The organism is Mycobacterium rhizamassiliense (genome assembly GCF_900157375.1).
GTDB lineage: Bacteria > Actinomycetota > Actinomycetes > Mycobacteriales > Mycobacteriaceae > Mycobacterium > Mycobacterium rhizamassiliense.
Genome location: NZ_LT721901.1, coordinates 3,756,412 through 3,777,131, shown reverse-complemented (window position 1 = coordinate 3,777,131; position 20,720 = coordinate 3,756,412). Strand labels below are relative to the sequence as shown.

21 protein-coding genes are annotated in these 20,720 nt (G+C 67.2%); 7 read left to right on the top strand and 14 right to left on the bottom strand.

What is annotated here, in order from left to right; translation table 11 throughout:
* A partial coding sequence (locus tag MRAB57_RS18385; RefSeq protein ID WP_245835954.1) for an LmeA family phospholipid-binding protein occupies positions 1-954 on the top strand: 954 nt, incomplete at its 5' end.
* A 19-nt stretch (positions 955-973) separates the two neighbouring features.
* Here the strand turns inward: MRAB57_RS18385 and MRAB57_RS18380 are convergent.
* Both MRAB57_RS18380 and MRAB57_RS18375 read right to left on the bottom strand, forming a co-directional pair.
* A complete protein-coding gene (locus tag MRAB57_RS18380; RefSeq protein WP_077088621.1) occupies positions 974-1,348 on the bottom strand; it encodes a nuclear transport factor 2 family protein in 375 nt (124 codons plus the stop codon).
* Between the two features lie 466 nt (positions 1,349-1,814).
* On the bottom strand, positions 1,815-2,096 hold the full coding sequence (locus tag MRAB57_RS18375; protein ID WP_077088620.1) for a hypothetical protein: 282 nt from the start codon (positions 2,094-2,096) through the stop codon (positions 1,815-1,817).
* Positions 2,097-2,358: 262 nt separating this feature from the next.
* Between MRAB57_RS18375 and MRAB57_RS18370 the strand changes: the two genes are divergently transcribed.
* A complete protein-coding gene (locus MRAB57_RS18370) occupies positions 2,359-3,588 on the top strand; it encodes an amidohydrolase family protein (protein ID WP_077088619.1) in 1,230 nt (409 codons plus the stop codon).
* 48 nt (positions 3,589-3,636) lie between these two features.
* On the opposite strand, the gene MRAB57_RS18365 is transcribed toward MRAB57_RS18370, so the two are convergent.
* A complete protein-coding gene (locus tag MRAB57_RS18365; RefSeq protein WP_077088618.1) occupies positions 3,637-4,239 on the bottom strand; it encodes a TetR/AcrR family transcriptional regulator in 603 nt (200 codons plus the stop codon).
* A 91-nt stretch (positions 4,240-4,330) separates the two neighbouring features.
* Here MRAB57_RS18365 and MRAB57_RS18360 point away from each other — a divergent pair, with 91 nt between their 5' ends.
* Both MRAB57_RS18360 and MRAB57_RS18355 read left to right on the top strand, forming a co-directional pair.
* Complete coding sequence (locus MRAB57_RS18360; RefSeq protein ID WP_077088617.1) at positions 4,331-5,251, top strand: metal-dependent hydrolase; 921 nt, start codon at positions 4,331-4,333, stop codon at positions 5,249-5,251.
* 5 nt (positions 5,252-5,256) lie between these two features.
* Entirely contained in the window at positions 5,257-6,345 is a 1,089-nt protein-coding gene (locus MRAB57_RS18355) for a hypothetical protein (protein WP_077088616.1), read from the top strand.
* Here the strand turns inward: MRAB57_RS18355 and MRAB57_RS18350 are convergent.
* A complete protein-coding gene (locus MRAB57_RS18350) occupies positions 6,342-6,629 on the bottom strand; it encodes a hypothetical protein (protein ID WP_077088615.1) in 288 nt (95 codons plus the stop codon). The genes MRAB57_RS18355 and MRAB57_RS18350 overlap by 4 nt on opposite strands.
* Positions 6,630-6,856: 227 nt before the next feature.
* The gene (locus MRAB57_RS18345) at positions 6,857-7,105 is read right to left on the bottom strand and encodes a hypothetical protein (RefSeq protein ID WP_077088614.1); all 249 of its coding nucleotides are present in this window, start codon (positions 7,103-7,105) and stop codon (positions 6,857-6,859) included.
* Between the two features lie 118 nt (positions 7,106-7,223).
* Between MRAB57_RS18345 and MRAB57_RS18340 the strand changes: the two genes are divergently transcribed.
* Positions 7,224-7,994 (top strand): enoyl-CoA hydratase, encoded by a 771-nt coding sequence (locus tag MRAB57_RS18340; protein WP_077088613.1) that lies wholly within the window; start codon positions 7,224-7,226, stop codon positions 7,992-7,994.
* Here MRAB57_RS18340 and MRAB57_RS18335 read toward each other — a convergent pair.
* On the bottom strand, positions 7,991-8,902 hold the full coding sequence (locus MRAB57_RS18335; RefSeq protein ID WP_077088612.1) for a bile acid:sodium symporter family protein: 912 nt from the start codon (positions 8,900-8,902) through the stop codon (positions 7,991-7,993). The two genes, MRAB57_RS18340 and MRAB57_RS18335, sit on opposite strands and share 4 nt — an antisense overlap.
* A 271-nt stretch (positions 8,903-9,173) precedes the next feature.
* Here MRAB57_RS18335 and MRAB57_RS18330 point away from each other — a divergent pair, with 271 nt between their 5' ends.
* Positions 9,174-10,544, top strand: coding sequence for an HNH endonuclease signature motif containing protein (locus tag MRAB57_RS18330; protein ID WP_077088611.1), 1,371 nt, complete (start codon positions 9,174-9,176; stop codon positions 10,542-10,544).
* Here MRAB57_RS18330 and MRAB57_RS18325 read toward each other — a convergent pair whose 3' ends face one another.
* From MRAB57_RS18325 to MRAB57_RS18290, 8 genes are all read right to left on the bottom strand, one after another.
* The gene (locus MRAB57_RS18325) at positions 10,545-11,726 is read right to left on the bottom strand and encodes a dihydrolipoamide acetyltransferase family protein (protein WP_077088610.1); all 1,182 of its coding nucleotides are present in this window, start codon (positions 11,724-11,726) and stop codon (positions 10,545-10,547) included.
* Positions 11,723-12,757, bottom strand: coding sequence for a 3-methyl-2-oxobutanoate dehydrogenase subunit beta (gene bkdB, locus MRAB57_RS18320; RefSeq protein WP_077088609.1), 1,035 nt, complete (start codon positions 12,755-12,757; stop codon positions 11,723-11,725). Before bkdB ends, MRAB57_RS18325 begins: the two co-directional genes overlap by 4 nt.
* A 10-nt stretch (positions 12,758-12,767) precedes the next feature.
* Positions 12,768-13,859, bottom strand: a complete 1,092-nt coding sequence (gene pdhA, locus MRAB57_RS18315; protein WP_077088608.1) for a pyruvate dehydrogenase (acetyl-transferring) E1 component subunit alpha — start codon at positions 13,857-13,859, stop codon at positions 12,768-12,770.
* Between the two features lie 162 nt (positions 13,860-14,021).
* Complete coding sequence (locus MRAB57_RS18310; RefSeq protein ID WP_077088607.1) at positions 14,022-14,834, bottom strand: HpcH/HpaI aldolase/citrate lyase family protein; 813 nt, start codon at positions 14,832-14,834, stop codon at positions 14,022-14,024.
* Positions 14,831-15,328 (bottom strand): MaoC family dehydratase, encoded by a 498-nt coding sequence (locus tag MRAB57_RS18305; protein ID WP_077088606.1) that lies wholly within the window; start codon positions 15,326-15,328, stop codon positions 14,831-14,833. Before MRAB57_RS18305 ends, MRAB57_RS18310 begins: the two co-directional genes overlap by 4 nt.
* Positions 15,325-16,470, bottom strand: a complete 1,146-nt coding sequence (locus MRAB57_RS18300) for an acyl-CoA dehydrogenase family protein (RefSeq protein WP_077088605.1) — start codon at positions 16,468-16,470, stop codon at positions 15,325-15,327. The genes MRAB57_RS18305 and MRAB57_RS18300 overlap by 4 nt, the downstream gene beginning before the upstream one ends.
* Positions 16,467-18,440: an acetyl-CoA carboxylase biotin carboxylase subunit gene (locus MRAB57_RS18295; RefSeq protein WP_077088604.1), complete on the bottom strand. Its 1,974-nt coding sequence runs from the start codon at positions 18,438-18,440 to the stop codon at positions 16,467-16,469. The genes MRAB57_RS18300 and MRAB57_RS18295 overlap by 4 nt, the downstream gene beginning before the upstream one ends.
* A gap of 5 nt (positions 18,441-18,445) precedes the next feature.
* Positions 18,446-20,026, bottom strand: a complete 1,581-nt coding sequence (locus MRAB57_RS18290) for a carboxyl transferase domain-containing protein (protein WP_077088603.1) — start codon at positions 20,024-20,026, stop codon at positions 18,446-18,448.
* A 187-nt stretch (positions 20,027-20,213) separates the two neighbouring features.
* On the opposite strand from MRAB57_RS18290, the gene MRAB57_RS18285 reads away from it, so the two are divergent.
* On the top strand, positions 20,214-20,705 hold the full coding sequence (locus MRAB57_RS18285; RefSeq protein ID WP_077088602.1) for a nuclear transport factor 2 family protein: 492 nt from the start codon (positions 20,214-20,216) through the stop codon (positions 20,703-20,705).
* Positions 20,706-20,720: the final 15 nt, after the last annotated feature.

Here is a 20,720-nt window from a genome sequence, read left to right as displayed (position 1 = left end):
CCCCAACAACCCGGCCCCCCGCCAAACCGGCCACCGCAACAGCCCGGCCCGCCGCCGGGTAGACCACCCCAGCAGCCGGGATTTCCGCCGAACGCGCGTGGGCCGCAGCCCGTCCCGCCTTCGCAGCCGTCTTCCCCACAGCCCTACGAGGAATCGGCCACCACCAAGCTGACGACGCCGCCACCGTCGCAGGACGCCCCGCCGGCCAAGAAGCGCGGCTTCTTCCGCAAGAAGCGTTCCATCGCCCTGATCCTCGGCATCGTGGCCGGCCTGGTGGTCGTGACACTGATCGGCGTCGAGGTGTACGCGCGGACCTCGGCCAAGAGCAAGGTGGCCGACGCGGTCCAGTGCGAGGTGCAGGACAGCGCGTCCGTGTCCTTCGCGACGGCGCCGCCGGTCGCGTGGCAGTACCTCACCAAGCACTATCCCGACATCTCGATCCAGACCGCGGGCAATCAGATCCGCCAGGCCAAGGGCATGAAATTCGGCATCGACATCCGGAACATCCGGCTCGATCAGACCAACAATTCGGCGGGAACCATCGGCTCGTTGAACGGCACCATCACCTGGTCTTCGGACGGCATCAAGCAGTCGATCCAGAGCGCCATTCCGACGATCGGCAGCCTGGTGGCCAGCAATGTGACCACCAACCCGAGCGACGGCACCGTCACGCTGAGGGGCCTGCTGGACAGCGCCACCCTCAAACCGGTGATCGCCAACAACGGGGTGTCGCTGCAGGTGGTCAGCTTGACCGCGCTCGGCTCGAAGATGTCGACGGACAGCGTGCAGAAGGATCTGGACGACTACACGGCGAAGGCGACCCAGAACTATCCGCTGGGCATCCACGCCGACAGCGTCAAGGTCACCGATGGCGGCATCGAGGCCGCGTTCTCGAGCACCAACGCCAACATCCCGGCCGGCGGCAGCCAGGACACCTGCTTCGCCAACTTCTAACGTCGCGCCGTGGGTTGGATCACGCCCAAACCCCTTGCTGGTAGCCGCAATTCCACACTTCGGTGATGCGGCCGTCGACGACGCGGAAGATCTCCATGCTGCCCATGGTGGTCTCGGTTCCGTCCTTGAGCCGCATCGGCGACTGGTACACGATCGCGACGTGTTCGCCGTCGTCGCCCGCGACCACGAGGTTCAGGTCGAAGCGGATGGTCTCGAACATGGCCCAGTGATCGATGATCCGGTTGACGGCCTGCTCGTGGGTGAGCACCGTCGCGTCGCCCACCTCGTGTCGGGTGACCGTGTCGCCCATCAGCTCCTCGGCGAGCGCGAAATCGCGCTGATTCCACACCACGAGGTTGTACAGCTCCACCACTTCTCGGGCGGTTCGGGTCATCAGAACACCTCCACGGCATCGGTCTCTTCGATTGTCGCAACGGCGCTTCGATGCGCCACAGGGGCACGGGGCGCTGAGATTCTCCGGCACGTTACGCCGCGTACCAATTGGGTAACACTAAAGACTCTTTCCGTGCGGGAAAGTGCAGGCGGAATGGCGATAACGTAATTTGAATTCAAGTCGCCCAACGTTGGACGGATCCCCCCATTCCACTGGATGGAGAATGCCAATGTACAAACGTGAAACTGAACGATGCCGAAAATGCCAGGGCCTAGCCGACGCCCTGGTCTGGTATCAGTACACGTCAGAAGGCAATACGGCCGGCCGGATCATTCACCGCATCCGTTGCAGGCAGACTTGCCGTGGCTTGGTGGTCGACGGACCCGGGGCCCGCTGCTAGCCGAATACGCGCCGCGCGGAATTCGCCCTTAATTCGATTGGCACTTATTGCCGCCCGATTTAATAGCTATCGCCAGCTGGCGGGCAAGTCGACGATATGGTTCGGACAAATTTCTTGGACCGCCACGGACATGATGTCCCGCGCAGCCTGTGCAGACATCTTGGCGCGCAGCATCATGAAGGCGTACTCGGCCGGCGCATACCCGGCCTGAGCCCCCGCCGGATCGTCCATCAGCTGGCACGCCTCCTGCTCCTTGGGGTTGTCCGGGTCGGCATGGGCGATGCCCGAGCCGCTCAGGAACACCAGGCCGAGGACGCCGCCAGCGAGGATCGTCGCAATAACCTTCACTGACGCTCCTCCCCGGGCCGACGAGCCAACGACCAGGATAGGACTCGCCCCCGCGGGCGCTACGACGCCCGCGCCGGCCGCGGCACGGTAACGACGTTCTCACGGCCCGATAGGCACCGATAACGAGCCGGAGCGATGGCGAAGCCGACTGAGCGGCCCTGAGCACGGCATATCGCGACACAGCACCCGCTTTGCGACGTTACACTTGAGGCTGGTAATGTAATTACCAGTACGCGCAAACAAGACGTCCAGGAGACAGCCAATGCCATCACGCGAGCTTTCCTACCCGGTGTTCGATGCCGACAACCACTTCTACGAGCCCAAGGAAGCCCTGACGCAGTTCTTGCCGGAGCACCGCAAGGGCATCATCGACTACATCGACGTCCGCGGGCGCACCAAGATCGTCGTCCGCAACACCATCAGCGACTACATCCCCAACCCGACGTTCGAGGTGGTCGCGCGGCCGGGCGCGCAGGAGGAGTACTTCCGCCACGGCAGCGGCGGCAAAAGCTACCGCGAGGTGATGGGCAAGCCGATGAAGGCCATCCCGGCGTTCCGCAACCCCGAAGCTCGGCTCGAGGTGCTCGACGGACTCGGCCTGGACTACACGCTGATGTTCCCGACGCTGGCCAGTTTGGTCGAGGAGCGGCTGAAGGACGACCCCGACGCGATCCTGGACATCATTCACGGGCTCAACCAGTGGATGTATGAGACCTGGCGGTTCAACTACGAGGACCGCATCTTCTCCACGCCGGTCATCAACCTGGCCAGAGTCGACCGCGCCATCGAAGAACTCGAGTGGTGTGTGGAGCGTGGCGCCAAGACCGTCCTGGTGCGTCCCGCACCGGTGCCCGGCTACCGCGGCAGCCGCTCGTTCGGCCTGGAGGAGTTCGACCCCTTCTGGGCCGCCTGCGTCAAGGCCGGCATCCCGGTCTCGATGCACGCCTCGGACAGCGGCTATTCCGCCTACCTGAACGACTGGGAGCCCGGCGACGAGTTCAAGCCGTTCGCCCCGACCTCGTTCCGCATGGTCGCGATGGGCAAGAGGCCCATCGAGGACACCATGGCGGCGCTGGTCTGCCACGGCGCGCTGACTCGCAACCCGGATCTGCGCATCCTCTCGGTGGAGAACGGCGCCTCCTGGGTTCCCTACCTCTTCTACCAATTCAAGGACGTCTACTCGAAGATGCCGCAGTCGTTCCCCGAGGACCCGATCGCGGCCTTCCGGCGCTGCGTGTACGTCGCGCCTTTCTGGGAGGACAACTTCAAGCAGATGGCCGACCTGTGCGGCATCGACCGGGTCATCTTCGGCTCGGACTGGCCACACCCCGAGGGCCTCGCCGACCCGATCAACCTGGTCGCCGACCTCGAAGAGCACGGACTCGACGACGAAGGCGTGCGAAAGGTGATGGGCGGCAACATGGTTGACCTGTTCAAGGTCGAGAACAAGAAGGTCTACAAGCCCGACGTTCCCGCCCTCGTCCTGGCCTGATTTCACGTTGAGATGGCGGGTGTGCCGAGCAATCGGCGCGCCCGCCTCTTAGTTGCCCCGCGCGGCTAGCGCGGGCCCGATCCAGCGGTGCAGGTACGCCCGCAGTTCGCTACCGGATCGCGGTGGGTCCGGCGGAGCGATCACCATCGACTGGATGATGCGCAGCAGGAATTCGACGAGTTCGTCGATAGTGTGGTCGTCGAATCCCAGCTGCTCCCAATCGATCTGGGCGTGGTGCAGGATCGCGCGGCAGCGCGCGATCTCGTCCGGCGTGAGCATCGTCCGGCTGAACATGTTGGACCGGTCGTTGGCCAGCAACAGCACCAGCTGCGGCTCGTGCGGCAGCCGTTCGATGATGTGCGCGACGATCTCGACGAGCTGGCTGGTGACGTCCATGTCGGCGACGAGCTGTTCGATCTGCACGACAAAGCCCCCCAGCGCGACTTCGGCAACGGCGGTGAACAACTCCTCGGTGCCGGCGAAGTAGCGGTAGACGGTGCGCCGGGTGATCCCGAGCGCGTCGGCGATGTCGGAGACGGTCGTTTGTGCCGCGCCGCGCCGGTCTACCAGCCGAAGGGCGGTGTCGACGATGCGCTTGCGCGCCTCGGCATCGTCCGCGGGCGGCGCACCCGCCCATCCCTTGCGTGCCATCAGCCTTGACTCTCCCCTTCGGTTCAGCCAAGAATACACACATAACACATGCATGGGCATTGTGTGTAATGACTAGTCCGCCGGAGGAGCCATGACGACCCTCGAGGTCCGCCGCCCCAAGTTCGACTTCACCGGCGACGTTCCGTGGGAATGGAATCCGGCCAACCCGCAATTCTCGTTCTTCATGAACGCGACGTCGATCATCGCGATCTGCTTCGAGCAGATGATCGTCGCCGCCGTCCAGGAGGCCAAGCCACTGCTCACCGACCCCGAGGCCGCCGCCGAGGCCAAGGCGTTCCTGCGCCAGGAGGCCCAGCACGCGAGCACGCACCGCAAGCACGTGGCCGCGCTGATCAAGCGCTACCCCGGGCTGCAACACACCCTCGACACCGCGATGGCCAGCTTCGACAACGTCACCGCGACCACGCCGCTGAAATATCGGTTGGCCTACATCGCCGACCTGGAGGCCACCTTCACCCCGAGCTTCAAGATGATGCTCGACAACGAGCAGACCCTCTTTCGTCCCGGCGACGAGCGGGTGGCGTCCCTGTTCATGTGGCATTTCGTCGAAGAGGTCGAACACCGCAGCTCGGCACTCATCGTCTACGACGCGGCATTCGGCGACAGCTGGTACCGGATGCGCGCGCTGCCCCGCGTGTTCCGGCACCTGACCGCGGTGACCCGGATCATCGCCGACGGCGTGAATGATCATGTGCCCGAACAGGATCGCAAGCTCGACGCGCGCACTCTGCTGCCGACGTTCGGGATACGAGAGGCGCTGCGGCAGCGGCTGCCGTTCGGCGCCAAGCCGTCCACGCCGCCGATGCCGAACGCCTTCGCCACCGTCCCACGCAAGGAGCGCTACGTCGCCGTCGGCCGCGTCCTGCTGAGCCAGACGCCGTTCCACAACCCCGCCAACGAGCCGCTCCCCCGCTTCGCCGACCGCTGGTTCGAACGGTGGAACTCCGGCGGTGATGTAACCCGTTGGTACACAGCCGAACCCGTGGCCTGACGCCGATGACTCAGCAGTGCACCGTTGACTTCGACACCATCGCGCACCACCTGGGCGGTTTCACCTGCCAGCACGCCCCGGCCTTCATCCACCTGCGTAACCCGCTGGCGCTGAGCAACTGGACGCTGCCGGTGCTCGAGCTGATGATGGTGGCGGGCGCCGTCATGGCGCTGGTCCACTCCATCCGCCGGCTGCGCCGCGAGGGCGACCCGACCAACCTGGCGCTGTGGTTCGCCACCGTCGCCTACCTGTTCGTCATCGAGATCCCGCTGTACTTCCCCAATGTCTTCGGCGTTCAAGACCAACTCGGAACGGTGTTCGCGCACAACGCTTTCACGGTGCAGTTTCTCTACGAGCGGCTGCCCCTCTACATCATCGCGCTCTATCCGGCGGTGGTCACCCTCGCCTTCGAGATCGTCCGCAGCCTCGGGGTGTTCCGCGATCGCGGTGTCGTGGTCGGCGCCATCTGCGTCGGCTTCGTGCACCACTGCTTCTACGAGATCTTCGATCAACTGGGCCCGCAACTGCGGTGGTGGGAGTGGAACGGCGCCAACCCCATCAACCGTCCGATGTTCGCGTCCGTGCCGATGACGAGCGTCTTCATCTTCGCCACGCTCGGCCCGATCGTGGTCACCGCGCTCGTGCTGCTGTTGGTCGGGAAACGCGTCCCCCGCACCGGACGTGCCGTGGCCTGGCGGACGGTGCTTGCCGGGGCGCTGGTGCCGATTGGCTTGGCGCTGTTGAGCATTCCCACATCGTTGTTCGGCGGCCCCAACCCCAACACGACGGCCCAGGCCATCATCTTCGCGATCGAGCTGGGCGTCGTCGCGCTGATCGCCCTGCCAGTGTTGATCGGGCAATGGCGGCGCGGCCGACGGGTCTCCTCCAACCGATTCGTGCACGCGTTCGGCCTGGTGTACCTGATCGTGCTCGCCGTGCTGTGGGGAGGCGCGCTGCCCGAGTACCTCGGCGCGGTGCAGGGAGTCACCGCCGACGGCACACCGACCGGGAACCTGGTCTACGCGTCGGTCTGCTTCGTGATCGCGGCCCTGGCCGTCGCTAGCGTCAGCGGTCGGGGCGGAGACGACGGCTAGGCCAACCCCGCCGGAATGGCGTTGCCGCGGCGGGCACGTAGGCGATTCCGGTAGCGCCGGATGCGGCTCAACTTGCCGGTGTCGCTGTGCCGCTCGGCCGGCGCCGCCTGGAAGTCAGTCGCCGCGCGCAACACCACGGCGTCAGCAACCGCGTAGTGCTCGGCAGTGCGCCGAGCCGCGTACTCGGTTCCCAGCACGTCCACGACGCGGTCGCCGTGAATGTTGGTGTACTCGACGGCCCACACCTCGGATGGCGGTCGGTGGAACACGTATTGCTGGTCCATTGGGCCTCCTTCAGCACCGCGCCATGCCGCACTGCATAGGGTTTCGTCAAAAACGGCGCTCAGCAAACGAACATTCGCTGAACTGAGAGATTTATCGCTGCCGGACCGGCGTCCCCAACACCGCGGCGCAACGGCTTTAGCTGCGGAATCGTCCGAGCCTCGCGGTGGTACGACCGCGGAACATTCGTTTTGATCAGGTCGCGACGAATGTCCTGCCACGCGGTCAGCTATGTCAATTTGTAGTGCCACACCAGCTGGCGATGTCCGGTCGAGGCCCGGTCACACCACATGGTGCGCCCATCGGCGTCCTGAGCGGTGGCGTGCCGGACCGAGCACGACTGACCCGACGACGGCGCGTTGAGGAGGGCGACGACGATGCCCACCGCGACGACGCCCGCCAGAATCAGCGAGACGATCGCCAACCGGACGACGCAGGTCGACGTGCTGATTCGTACGTTGTGCAGGGTGCCGACCATGGGCGCCTCCGTCCGTTGCTGTCCGGTTCTTTGAGCAGCATCACCGCGGGGTCTTGGCGGATTCTCAAAAGATCCTTGGCCCCGAAAGCCGGGCCCGGCCGCGAAGTACGCTGGCCCGATGGCCCCAACTGACCTGGTCTTGTACCGCGTGGACAATCACGTCGCAGTCATCACGATCAACGACCCCGATCGCCGCAACGCGGTGACAGGTGAGTCGTCGGCGCTGCTGCGCGCCGCCGTGGAACAAGCCGAAGCCGACACCGACGTGCACGCCGTGGTCGTCACCGGCGCGGGCAAGGCGTTCTGCGCCGGCGCCGACCTGAGCGCGCTGGGGGCCGCGGGCGGCGGCGCGGCGGAATCGGGACTGAAACAGCTCTACGACGGATTCATGGCCGTGGGCAGCTGCACGCTACCCACGATCGCGGCGGTCAACGGCGCGGCAGTCGGGGCCGGGTTGAATCTGGCACTGGCCGCCGATGTGCGGATCGCCGGCCCCAACGCGCTATTCGATGCCCGGTTCCAGAAGTTGGGGCTGCATCCCGGCGGGGGCGCAACCTGGATGCTGCAGCGCGCGGTGGGCCCCCAGGCCGCCCGGGCCGCCCTGCTGTTCGGCATGCGCTTCGACGCCGAGGCCGCCGTGCGATACGGGTTGGCGCTCAGCGTCGCCGACGATCCCGTTGCCGCCGCCCTCGAGCTGGCCGCGGGGCCCGCAGCCGCTCCGCGTGAGGTCGTGCTGGCGACCAAGGCCACCATGCGCGCGACCGCTAGCGTGGGGTCGCTGGATAACGAGCAGCACGACCTCGCCATGCGTACCGAGCTTGGGCCGCAAGCACACTCGCTCCAGTCGCCCGCGTTTGCCGAGCGGCTGGCCGCGGCGCAGCGCCGCTAGGCGGGCTGTTCGTCCACGACGTTCTCGACGCTGCTCTCGACGCGGGGGACGTCGCGGAATGCGGGGTCCAGCCGGCGCACGGTGCCGATGAACGCCAACGCGATGAAGGGTGCGACCATACCGTAAACGGCTGCCGGGGTGGCCATTTCGAGACTGTTGAGCAGCTGCGGGCTCAGCGCGATGCCCAGCGCCACCGTGGCGTTGTGCATGCCGATCTCCAGGCTCACGGCGATGGCTTGCCGTGGAGCAAGGCGCATCAACCGTGGCACCAGATAGCCGACCGTGAGGCTCACGGCGCAGAAGCACACCACCGCGCCGGTCAACACGCCGAGGTTGCTGAAGAGCGTCGCGTGCCCCTTGATCACCGACGCGGTGATGACCAGCACCAGCAGCAGTGCCGCCACTACTCGGACGGGCCGCTGAAGCCGCTGGGCCAGGTCCGGGAATCGATGGCGTATCGCGATACCGACGGCGACCGGCACGAGGACAAATCCGAACACCGCCAGGAACTTGCCCGGCTGTAACGGGATGAAGTGACCGTCGCCTTGGAACCACGCCATCGAGACCGCCAATATCGCCGGCAGGGCGAACACGGACAACACGGCGTTGATCGCGGTGAGGGTGACGTTGAGGGCCAGGTCGCCGTTGAACAGATGACTCAGGACGCTTGACGTCGTCCCACCGGGAGTAGCCGCCATCAGCATGAGGCCGATCGCCAATACCGGCTGGAGATGAAAGGCCTCGGCGATCATCAGGCACAGCGTCGGCAGCACCAAGGACTGACAGATCAGGGCGACCGCCAGCGGGCGCCGCACGGTGGCGGCCCGCTTGAAGTCGGCGACGGTAAGCGTCAGCCCGAGGGCGAGCATCACCACCACGATGACGAACGGGAAGTACCGGTTGTCCATCACGCTCCAGGGTATTGGTGCACGGCCGAGGATTTCGACCGACGAATGCTAGCTTGCCTTATACCCCGGCATGTTGCCCGACTGAGACAACGGCCGCTCGAAATGATCGATTTCCAAAACTTCGGTCGCCCCGGCCCCGGCGGTGTGTTGTTTTGCCCGCCTCCGAGCGACAAATCACCACCTTCGCACACTCGTTAATCTCTTGTGTCACTTTGGTTTCAGTGGTCTCTGAGCGGGATTTTGTGTCGGTGGGTGGGTCTAGTTTCGGGGTATGAGTTCGGCGGATGACGAGGCGGCCACGGCGGCATTTGATGCCTTGGATAAGGCGCTCGCCACCGTGGCCGCGCTGAACTTCACCGCATCCAACACTCGCAACCGGCTCGCCTCACTAAATCGCTGCGAGCAGGTGCGCCGCCGATTGCCCGCCGTGGAGCATCCGCTGATCAATCAGCTAGCTCGCGAGGCCACGCCAGAAGAGTTGGGCGGCACCCTGTCGCATTTGATCGCCGAGGCCACGCTGATCAGCCGCGCCGAAGCCAGCCGCCGGGTGCGGGAGGCCGCTGATCTCGGCGAGCGCTGTGGGCTGACCGGCGAACCGTTGGAGCCGGTGCTGGCCGCGACCGCCGCCGCCCAACGGGCCGGTCGGCTGGGTTCCGGGCAGGTGGCGGTGATTCGTCGCTTCTATCACCAGCTGCCGGGCTTCGTCGATGTCGACACCCGCGCGCACGCCGAGGCCCACCTGGCGGCGCTGGGTACCCAACACCGGCCCGAATCGTTGGCGGACCTGGCGGTCCATCTGATGGATTGCCTCAACCCCGACGGCTCATTCACCGACGACGACCGGGCACGCCGGCGTGGGCTGACCCTGGGCAACCAGCAGCCCGACGGCATGTCGGCGCTGCGCGGCTGGCTCACCCCCGAGGCCCGGGCGTCATTGGAGGCGGTGCTGGCCAAGCTGGCCGCACCGGGCATGTGCAACCCCGCCGATGACACCCCGTGCATCGACGGCGCACCCACCGAAGACGCCATCGAACACGACGCCCGCAGTGCGGCGCAGCGCAACCACGACGGGTTGAACGCCTCGCTTCGCGCGGTGCTGGCGTCGGGGGAATTGGGGCAGCACAACGGATTACCGGCCTCCATCATCGTGTCCACCACGCTGGCCGAGCTTGAGCAAGCCGCGGGCCGCGGCATTACCGGCGGGGGGACGCGGTTGCCGATCAGTGACGTGATCCGCCTGGCCCGCCACGCGCATCACTACCTCGCCGTGTTCGACAAGGGCCAGGCCGTGGCGCTGTATCACTCCAAACGGCTGGCCGCACCGGGTCAGCGAATTGTGTTGTACGCCAAGGACCGCGGTTGCAGCGCTCCCGGATGCGCGGTGCCCGGCTACTACTGCGAGGTCCACCACGTCACCGACTACGCCCAATGCCGCAGCACCGGCATCGACAACCTCACCCTGGCCTGCGGGCCCCATCACCGACTGCTGGGGCCCCGCGGCTGGACCACCCGAAAACGCCGCAACGGCGACACCGAATGGCTGCCACCGCCACACCTAGACCGCGGCCAACCCCGCACCAACAACTTTCACCACCCGGAGAAACTGCTACGGGAATCCGACGCCGAGGACGACGCCGCGTAGCTACAAATCCAGGAGCGCGGTCTCGGGCGACTCGATCAGCTCGCGCAGCTCGCCGATGAACTTGGCCGCCTGGGCACCGTCGGCGATGCGGTGATCGAAGACACACGTCAACGTCATCGTCGAGCGTGCCACGACCTCGTCGTAGACGACGACCGGGCGCGGCTTGATCGCTCCCATGCCGAGTATCGCGGCCTCGGGGTGATTGATCACCGGCACTCCGTCATCGGCCCCGAGCGCCCCGAAATTCGAAACCGTGAACGTCGAGCCACGCAGCTCGGCGGGGGCGAGCGTGCCGTCGCGCGCGCCGGAGATCAATTCGGCTGTCCTGTCGGCCAATTCGCGGGTCGTCTTGGCCTGGGCGTCGGTGATCACCGGAACCAGCAGCCCGCGCGCGGTCGCCACGCCGAAGCCCAGGTGCACGCTGGGGTGGACACGCAGCTGCGGGCCCTGCGGCGAATCCAACCACGTCGAGTTCAGAATCGTGTTGTGCGTCAACGCGATAACGAGCAGCCGCAGCGTCAGGACGAACGGTGTGATCTCCGGGTGCGCGGAACGGAATCGGTCGCGCAGCCGGAGCAGCGCGGTGCAGTCGACCTCGACGCTGACCTTCGCCGCCGGAATTTCGCGATGCGACAGCGCCATCTTTTCGGCCATCCGGGCCTGCACGCCGCGAACGGGCCGAACGTCGGGCCCGGCCGCGGCGCCGCGGGCGGCCGCCAACACCTGGGCGCGGCTGATCACCTCGCCCTCGCCATGCGGCACCAAGGTCAGGTCCACCGCCAGCTCTTTGGCCAGCTTGCGCACCGGGGGCGCGGCCAGCGGGCGGCCGGTGCGCCGGCTGGTGTCGATGCCCGCGTCGGCGCCGTAGCCGACCAGCGTGGGTGGCGGCTCCGCGTGGCCGTTGGTCGCGTGCACCTCACCGTTGAGCGGCGCCGTGTCGATGCGAACCAGCACCGCACCCACGTTGAGGACGTCGCCTTCCTCGCCCGTCCGGTGCACGACCCTGCCCGCGTAAGGACTCGGGATCTCCACCTCGGCCTTGGCGGTCTCCACGGTGCACAGAACCTGGTTCAGCTCAACGTCATCGCCGACGGCCACGCTCCAGCTCGACACCGTCACCTCTTCCAGCCCCTCACCGAGATCGGGGACCTGGAACGACTTGACCCTGTCGTCTGGGCTCACGGTTGTTCCAGCGTTCGCTCGACGCAGTCCAGCAGCCGGTCCGGGCCGGGCAGCCACAATCGCTCCAACCGGGCCGGCGGATAGGGCGTGTCAAAACCGCACGCGCGCAACACCGGAGCTTCCAGTTCGTAGAACATCTCTTCCTGGATGCGGGCGGCCAGGCCGGCTCCGTAGCCCAGGCTGCGCGGCCCCTCATGCATCACCACACACCGCCCGGTCCGGTGGATGGACTCGGCGATGGTATCGAAGTCCAACGGGACCAGCGATCGCAGGTCGATGACGTCCAGGCTCCAACCCCGTTGCCGCTGAGCCTCTTCCGCGGTACCCACCGCGGTGGCCACCAGGCTGCCGTAGGTAATGACGGTGACGTCGGTGCCGGGGTGACGCACCATCGCCCGGCCGATGGGTGGTTCCGGCCGGGAGGTGTCGACCAGGCCGCGGCCCTGATAGCGCCGCTTGGGCTCCAGGTACATCACCGGGTCCGGGCAGTCGATCGCGTGCCGCAGCAGCCAGTAGGCATCCGACGGGCTGGACGGGACGACCACCTTCAACCCCGCGGTGTGCGCCCAGTAGGACTCGGTGGAATCGGAATGATGTTCGGCCGCACCGATACCGCCGAACGACGGTATCCGGACGGTGACCGGCATGTTCACCTCGCCGCGGGTCCGAGCGCGGTACTTCGCCAGATGGCTGACCACCTGATCGAACGCCGGGTAGGAGAATCCGTCGAACTGGATCTCGGGCACCGGCACGAAGCCGCGCAGCGCCAGCCCGACGGCGATGCCGATCAACGCTGATTCGGCCAGCGGGGTATCGAAACACCTTTCCTCGCCGAATGTTTCGGCCAGACCCTCGGTGACGCGGAACACTCCGCCCTCGACCGAGACGTCCTCCCCGAACACCAGGACCCGATCGTCGGCGGCCATCGCGTCGCGCAGCGCGCGGTTGAGCGCCTGCACCATGGTCAGGGACTGCACACCTGTTTCCGGCTCGACCGCGGGTACGGCCGGAGGGTCGGCGAGCTGAGTCATCAACGCCCCCTTAGTCGTTCCGGGCCAGTTCGGCGCGCAACTGTTGGCGCTGCGCCTCCAGGCCGGGCGTGATCTCGGCGTACACGCTCGTGAAGACCTCGTCGATGTCGACGTCGGGCGCGTCGAATACCGCGTCGCGCAGCTCGGTCCGCAGCCGCTTGGATCGGGCGGCGACGCGTTCCTCCAGGCGCTCCGACCACAGGCCCTGGCCCTGCAGGTAGGTGCGATACCGCGGGATCGGGTCCAGCGCCGCCCAGTGGTCGACTTCCTCCTGGGTTCGGTACCGGCTCGGGTCGTCCGACGTGGTATGCGGGCCAAGGCGGTAGGTGACCGCCTCGACCAACGTCGGGCCGCCGCCGGATCGCGCGCGGGCGGCGGCCTCGGCCATCACCCCGTAGCACGCCAGCACGTCGTTGCCGTCAACCCGGATTCCGGGCATTCCGTAGCCGATCGCCTTGTGCGCGATGGACGGCGCGACGGTCTGCTTCCAGATCGGCACCGAGATCGCCCATTGGTTGTTCTGCACGTAAAAGACGCACGGCGCGCCGAATACGGCCGCGAAGTTCAGCGCCTCGTGCACGTCCCCCTCGCTGGTGGCGCCGTCGCCGAGGAATGCCACCGTCACCGAATCCTCGCCGAGGCGTTGCGCGGCCATCGCCGCCCCGACCGCGTGCAGCGTCTGGGTGCCGATGGGAATCGACATCGGGGCGCAGCACTTCTTGGTGAATTCCATTCCGCCATGCCAGGTTCCGCGCCAGGCGGCGCCGACGTGCCCGGGTGGGATGCCGCGCACCAGATACGCGCCCAGTTCCCGGTATTGGGGAAACAGCCAGTCGGTCTTGCGCAGGCAGGCGGTCGCGCCCACCTGTGCGGCTTCCTGTCCACGGCAGGACGCGAACAGCGCCAACTGGCCCTGGCGCTTCAGGTTGACGAACTCGGTGTCCAGCTCCCGAGTGACGACCATCATCTCGTAGAGCCAGCTCAGCGTCTCGCTGGGAAGGTCACGGCCGTAGCGCCGTTCGGTCGTCGGGGTGCCGTCGGCGGCGATGAGCTGCACCGGCTCCAGGTCGACAGTGATCGGCATCTGGGGAATTTCTGCCATACCGCCTCCCTGGCTCAGGGTCGCGCGGCATGAGGCCACAGCGGGCCGGAAAGGCTTCGCTCGCTGCGACACTGGCGTACTGACCATTATGCGCTCAAATGCGAAGACGCGGAGCTGATCGCGGATTAGACGCGAACGTGTCGCCCGAGGGGCGGCCAGCGATTAGGACTCGCCGGCCCGCTTCAACATCGCCGCCGCGTGCTTGAGGACCGGGCTGTCCACCATCTGGCCTTCGAACGCGAAGACCCCGCGCTCGCTGCGCGCGGCGGCCAAAACCCTTCGCGCCCAATCCAATTTCTCGTCGCTGGGGCGGAAGGCCTCGCGCACCACCGCGACCTGGCTCGGGTGGATACACACCGTTCCGTTGAAGCCCAGCGCCACGGCGTCTTCGGCTTCGGCCCGCAGACCGTCAAGGTCGCGGATGTCGAGATGGACCGCATCGAGCACGACCCGGCCGAAGGCCGACGCCGTGAGCAGGGCCGTCGACCGGACATGGCGGGCCACGTCGCGATACGTGCCGTCGGCGAAGCGGCTGGAACTACCGCCGAGCGTGGCGACCAGGTCCTCGGCGCCCCACATCAGCGCCACCGTGCCCTGGGCCGCCGCGATCTCGCGGGCGAACACCGCGCCGCGCGGCGTCTCCAGCAGCGCGATCACATCGAGCGGTGCCAGCGCCTCCACCTGCGCGGCCGACTCCGTCTTGGACAGCATCACCGTCTTGTACGGGGTACCGGCCAGGGCCTCGAGGTCGCGGGGGTACTCCGCGGTGTCGGCCGCGTTGATGCGCACCACGGTGCGCTCCGGGTCCAGCGGCGTGTCCTGCAGCGCCTTGCGGGCGGCCGGCTTGTCGGCCTCGGCCACCCCGTCCTCGAGGTCGAGGATCACGACGTCGGCCGCGGTGGCGGCCTTCGCGTAACGCTCGGGTCGGTCGGCCGGGCAGAACAGCCACGCGGGACCGGCGGCTTGCAGGTTCACTGAGCCTCCCCATCGGCCGGGCGCTTTTGCACCAGGGTCTTGCGAACCGCGCGCGCGACGACGTCGCCGTGCTGGTTGCGTCCGGTGTGCTCGAGGCTCACGATGCCTTCGCCGGGCCGGCTCTTCGACTCGCGCTTGTCGGTGCACACCGTCTCGGCGTACAGGGTGTCGCCGTGGAAGAGCGGCTTGGGGAACGACACCTCGGAGAAGCCCAGGTTGGCCACGATGGTGCCCAGGGTCAGCTGCGTCACCGACAGCCCGACCAGCGTCGCCAGGGTGAACATCGAATTCACCAGCCGCTCGCCGCGAAAGCCCGGCTGTTCGGCCGCCCAGGCCGCGTCGAGGTGCAGCGGCTGGGTGTTCATCGTCACCGTCGTGAACAACACGTTGTCGGCCTCGGTGACGGTGCGGCCCGGCCGGTGCAGGTAGATAGTGCCGATCTCGAATTCCTCAAACCACAAGCCGCGCTGGATAATTGACTTACCGTCTGTCATGAGAGTCCTAGGGATCGGGCGATGAGCATCAGCTGCACCTCGGTGGTGCCCTCCCCGATTTCGAGGATCTTGCTGTCACGGTAGTGGCGCGCCACCGGATACTCGTTCATGAAGCCGTATCCGCCGTGAATCTGGGTAGCGTCGCGGGCGTTGTCCATCGCCGCCTCCGACGCGATCATCTTGGCGATCGCCGCCTCCTTTTTAAAGGGCTTGCCAGCCAACATCTTCGCGGCCGCATCGTAATACGCGGTGCGGGCGACGTGTGCACGCGCCTCCATCCGCGCGATCTTGAAGCTGATCGCCTGATACGAGCCGATCGGCTGGCCGAACGACTGGCGCTCCTTGGCGTACTTGACGCTCTCGTCGACGCAGCCCTGGGCCGCGCCGGTGGACAGGGCGGCGATGGCGATGCGGCCCTCGTCCAGGATCGACAGGAAGCCGGCGTATCCCCTGCCGCGAGCACCCAGCAGGTTTTCCTCCGGCACGCGGGCGTCCTCGAAGCTCAGCGGGTGGGTGTCCGACGCGTTCCAGCCGACCTTGTTGTAGACCGGTTCGACGGTAAATCCCGGAGTGCCGTTGGGCACGATGATCGTGGAGATCTCCTTCTTGCCGTCGACGGCGGTGCCGGTGACCGCGGTGACGGTGACCAGTGCGGTGATGTCGGTGCCCGAATTCGTGATGAACTGCTTGGACCCGTTGATCACCCAGTCGCCGTTGTCGAGCTTGGCGGTGGTGCGGGTGCCGCCGGCGTCGGAACCCGCGCCCGGCTCCGTCAGCCCGAAGCCCGCCAGCGCCCGGCCGGCGACCAGGTCCGGCAGCCACTTCTGCTTCTGCTCTTCGCTGCCGAACCGGTAGATCGGCATGGCGCCCAGGCCTACACCGGCCTCGAGGGTGATCGCCACCGACTGGTCGACCTTCCCGAGTTCCTCGAGGGCCAGCGACAGCGCGAAGTAGTCGCCGCCCATGCCGCCGTACTCTTCCGGGAACGGCAGGCCGAACAGCCCCATCTCGCCCATCTTGGCGACGACCTCGTACGGGAAGCTGTGCTCCTCATCGTGTTTGGCCGATACCGGCGCAACCACGCTCCGCGCGAAGTCGGCCACGGTGGCGCGAAGGTCTTCGTATTCCTTGGATAGCGTCATGATTCCTGATCCTTAATTCGTGCCAGTACCTGGTCGACCTTCACCTGATCGCCGACGGAGACCAGCACCTCTACAGTTCCCGAAGCCGGGGCGGCCAACGAGTGTTCCATCTTCATCGCCTCGACCACGACCACCACGTCGCCCTCGGCGACCTCGGTATCCGATTCCGCTTGCACCGCAATCACATTGCCCGGCATGGGACTGAGAACTTCGGCCTGCTTTTCGCCGGCCGCGCGATGGATCTTCTGTTCCTCGGCCTCGCGAAGGTGCCAGGTGCCGCGGTCGTCGGCGATCCACAGGTGCTGACCCTCCTCGGCCCACCGGTAGTCGCGGCGCACCCCGTCCAGCGTCACAGTCATCGCGTCGGGCCCGACTTGCGCACTCGCCAAGACGGTTTCGCCGTCGCCAACCTGCACCGTCGCGGCCTCTGGGGGCCCCCACACCGAAACCGTCTCGGTGCGCAGCGGATTGCCCAGCGCAGTGCGGACGGGCGCCACCACACCGCCGACGCGCCACCCCGTCGGCGCCGCCCACAGATCGCCCTGCGCGCGTTGGGCCAGGGCCCACTGTCGGTACAGGCCGCCCGCGGCGAGCACGTCGTCGGGCACCGGTAGCGGCGCGAAGTCCGCCACCCGCTCGTCGAGCAGCGCGGTGTCCAGGTCCCCGGCGCGCACCCGGTCGTCGGCGAGCAGGAATCGGAGGAACTCGATGTTGGTCTGCACGCCGAGCACCGCCGTGCGCGCCAAGGCTTGGTCGAGCCGCCGCAGGGCCTCGTCGCGGTCGGCCCCGTGGGCGATCACCTTGCTCAACATCGGGTCGTAGTCGCTGCCGACCGTCGTGCCCGCCAGCAGCGACGAGTCCACCCGCACGCCGGCCCCAACGGGCTCGACGACACCGAGCACCTGTCCACCGGTGGGCAGGAATCCGCGCGCGGGATCCTCGGCGTACACCCGGGCCTCGATCGCGTGACCGTTGAGTTCGATGTGGTCCTGGGCCAGCGTCAGCTTCTCGCCTGCGGCCACCCGCAGCTGCCACTCGACCAGGTCCAGGCCGGTGACCGCCTCGGTGACCGGGTGTTCGACCTGCAGCCGGGTGTTCATCTCCATGAAGAAGAACTCGTCGGGACGATCGGCCGAGACGATGAACTCCACGGTGCCGGCGCCGAGGTAGTCCACGCTGCGGGCGGTGTTACACGCGGCGGCGCCGATGCGCGCCCGGGTCTGCGGGTCGAGCAACGGCGAGGGCGCCTCCTCGATGACCTTCTGGTGGCGCCGCTGCAGGCTGCACTCACGCTCGCCGAGGTGGATCACGTTGCCGTGGCTGTCGGCGAGCACCTGCACCTCAATGTGCCTGGGCCGCAACACGAACCGCTCCAGGAAAAGTGTGTCGTCGCCGAACGACGAAGCGGCCTCGCGCCGGGCGGTCACCAGCGCGTCCCGCAGCCGGGCCGGGTCGTCCACCAGATGCATGCCCTTACCGCCGCCGCCCGCCGACGGCTTGATGAGCACCGGGTAGCCGATGTCGTCGGCCGCGGTCACCAGGTCGTCATCGGTCAGCCCCGGCTTGGCGATCCCGGGCACCACCGGCACGTCGAACGCGGCGACCGCGTTCTTGGCGGTGATCTTGTCGCCCATCACCTCGATCGCGCGCGCCGACGGCCCCAGGAAGACCACGCCGGCGCGTTCGCATGCCGCAGCGAATTCTGTTCTCTCGGAGAGGAACCCGTAGCCCGGATGGATCGCCTGGGCTCCGGTACGCGCCGCGGCGTCGAGCACCCGGGCGATGTCGAGATAGCTCTCCCGCGCGGGGGGCGGGCCCAGCCGCACGGCGGTGTCGGCCTCCCGCACGTGCCGCGCACCGGCGTCGGCGTCGCTGTAGACGGCGACCGAGCGGATGCCCAGCCTCCGCAGGGTGCGGATCACCCGGACCGCGATCTCGCCGCGGTTGGCCACTAAGACGGTCTCGAACACTGCACTCACATCCGGAATACGCCGTAGGAAACGGGTTCCAGCGGCGCCTGGGCGCACGCCGAAAGGGCAAGCCCGACATGCATTCTGGTGTCCGCCGGATCGATGATGCCGTCGTCCCACAGCCGCGCCGTCGAGTAATACGGATTGCCCTGGTCTTCGTACTGCGCGCGGATGGGCGCCTTGAAGGCGTCCTCTTCGTCGGCCGACCACGGCTTGCCCGCCCCGGCCAGCTGCTCGCCGCGAACGGTGGCCAGCACGGACGCGGCCTGCTCGCCGCCCATCACCGAGATTCGCGCATTCGGCCACATCCACAGGAAGCGCGGCGAGTACGCCCGGCCACACATCGAATAGTTACCCGCGCCATAGGATCCGCCGATCACGACTGTCAGCTTGGGCACCCGGGCACACGCCACCGCGGTGACCATCTTGGCGCCGTGCTTGGCGATGCCGCCCGCCTCGTAGTCGCGGCCCACCATGAAGCCGGCGATGTTCTGCAGAAAGAGCAGCGGGATGTTGCGCTTGTCGCACAGCTCAATGAAATGCGCGCCCTTCAAAGCGGATTCGCTGAACAGCACACCGTTGTTGGCGATGATGCCGACCGGGTGGCCGTGGATACGCGCGAACGCCGTCACCAGCGTCTTGCCGTATTTCTCCTTGAACTCGCTGAATTCACCGCCGTCGACCAGTCGCACGATGACCTCACGGACGTCGTAGGGCACCCGCGGGTCCGGGGGCACGACGTCGTAGAGCTCGGCTTGGGAGTGCGTGGCCTCGACCGGTTCGCGCACCTCCCACGGGCTGGGCTCGCGCGGGCCGAACGTCGCCGCGATCGAGCGCACGATGCGCAGCGCGTGCTCGTCGTCGTCGGCGAGATGGTCGGTGACGCCGGAGACCCGCGAGTGCAGGTCGCCGCCGCCGAGGTCTTCGGCCGAAACGATCTCTCCGGTAGCGGCTTTCACCAGTGGCGGCCCTCCGAGGAAGATCGTGCCCTGCTCGCGGACGATGACCGCCTCGTCGCTCATCGCCGGCACGTACGCGCCGCCCGCCGTGCACGAGCCGAGCACCGCCGCCACTTGCGGAATCCCCTTGGCGCTCATGGTCGCCTGGTTGTAGAAGATCCGCCCGAAGTGCTCGCGGTCGGGGAACACCTCGTCCTGGCGCGGCAGGAAGGCGCCGCCGGAGTCGACGAGATAGATGCATGGCAGCCGGTTCTGCAGCGCGACCTCTTGCGCGCGCAGGTGCTTCTTGACCGTCATCGGGTAGTAGGTGCCGCCCTTGACCGTCGCATCGTTGGTGACGATCACGCACTCGCGCCCCGACACGCGGCCGATTCCGGTGATGATCCCGGCACCCGGTGATTCGTCGTCGTACATGCCGTCGGCGGCCAGGGGGGACAGCTCGAGAAACGGGCTGCCGGGATCGAGCAGGCGGTCCACGCGCTCGCGGGGCAGCAGCTTGCCGCGGCTGACATGGCGCTCGCGCGCACGCTCGTTGCCACCCAGGGCGGCGGCCGCGAGTTTCGCGTTCAGCTCGCCGACCAACCGGCGATGCTCGTCGGCGAACGACGGCGCAGCCGTTACGGACATGCTCACGACGGGCCTCCTCGCCGAAACCTGGCGTTCAGTTAATGATCATTAACTGGCGCTGAGGATACCACCGGTCGCGGCGCCGCGTCCAGGGTCCGCGGTCGCCCACCGTTCGCCCTGCGTCGCCCCATCCGCGCCGCCCGCGGCACCGAATACGAGGTGTTAGCGGGACGCAGGAGGAAGACAAATGAATCGCGACCAGATGATCGAAATATGGGAGCAGCACATGGCGTACGAATTTGAGCATCGGGACGCCGATCTCGCGGTCTCCACCATGGTTCTCGACGCGACCGTCATGCACCTGCCGACCATGAGCGGCGGCGTGGGCAAGGAGTGCCTGCGGCGCTACTACGCCGACGTATTCATCCCCGGCATCCCGGCCGACACCGCCAGCGAGCCGATCGCCCGGTCGGTCGGCGACGGCGTGATCGTCGACCAGTTCATCATGCGGATGACCCACGACCGCGAGATGCCGTTCCTGCTGCCGGGACTGTCACCAACCGGCCAAACATTAGAAATACCAACGGTGGTCGTCGTGAAGTTCCGCGACGAACTCATGCAAAGCGAACGGCTGTACTGGGATCAGGCCAGCGTGCTGAGCCAGCTGGGCCTGATCGACCGGGACCTGCCGGTCGCCGACGTCACCGCGATGTCGTGCTTCCTGCGAAAGTTCGGATGATTGCCGGCAACTCGT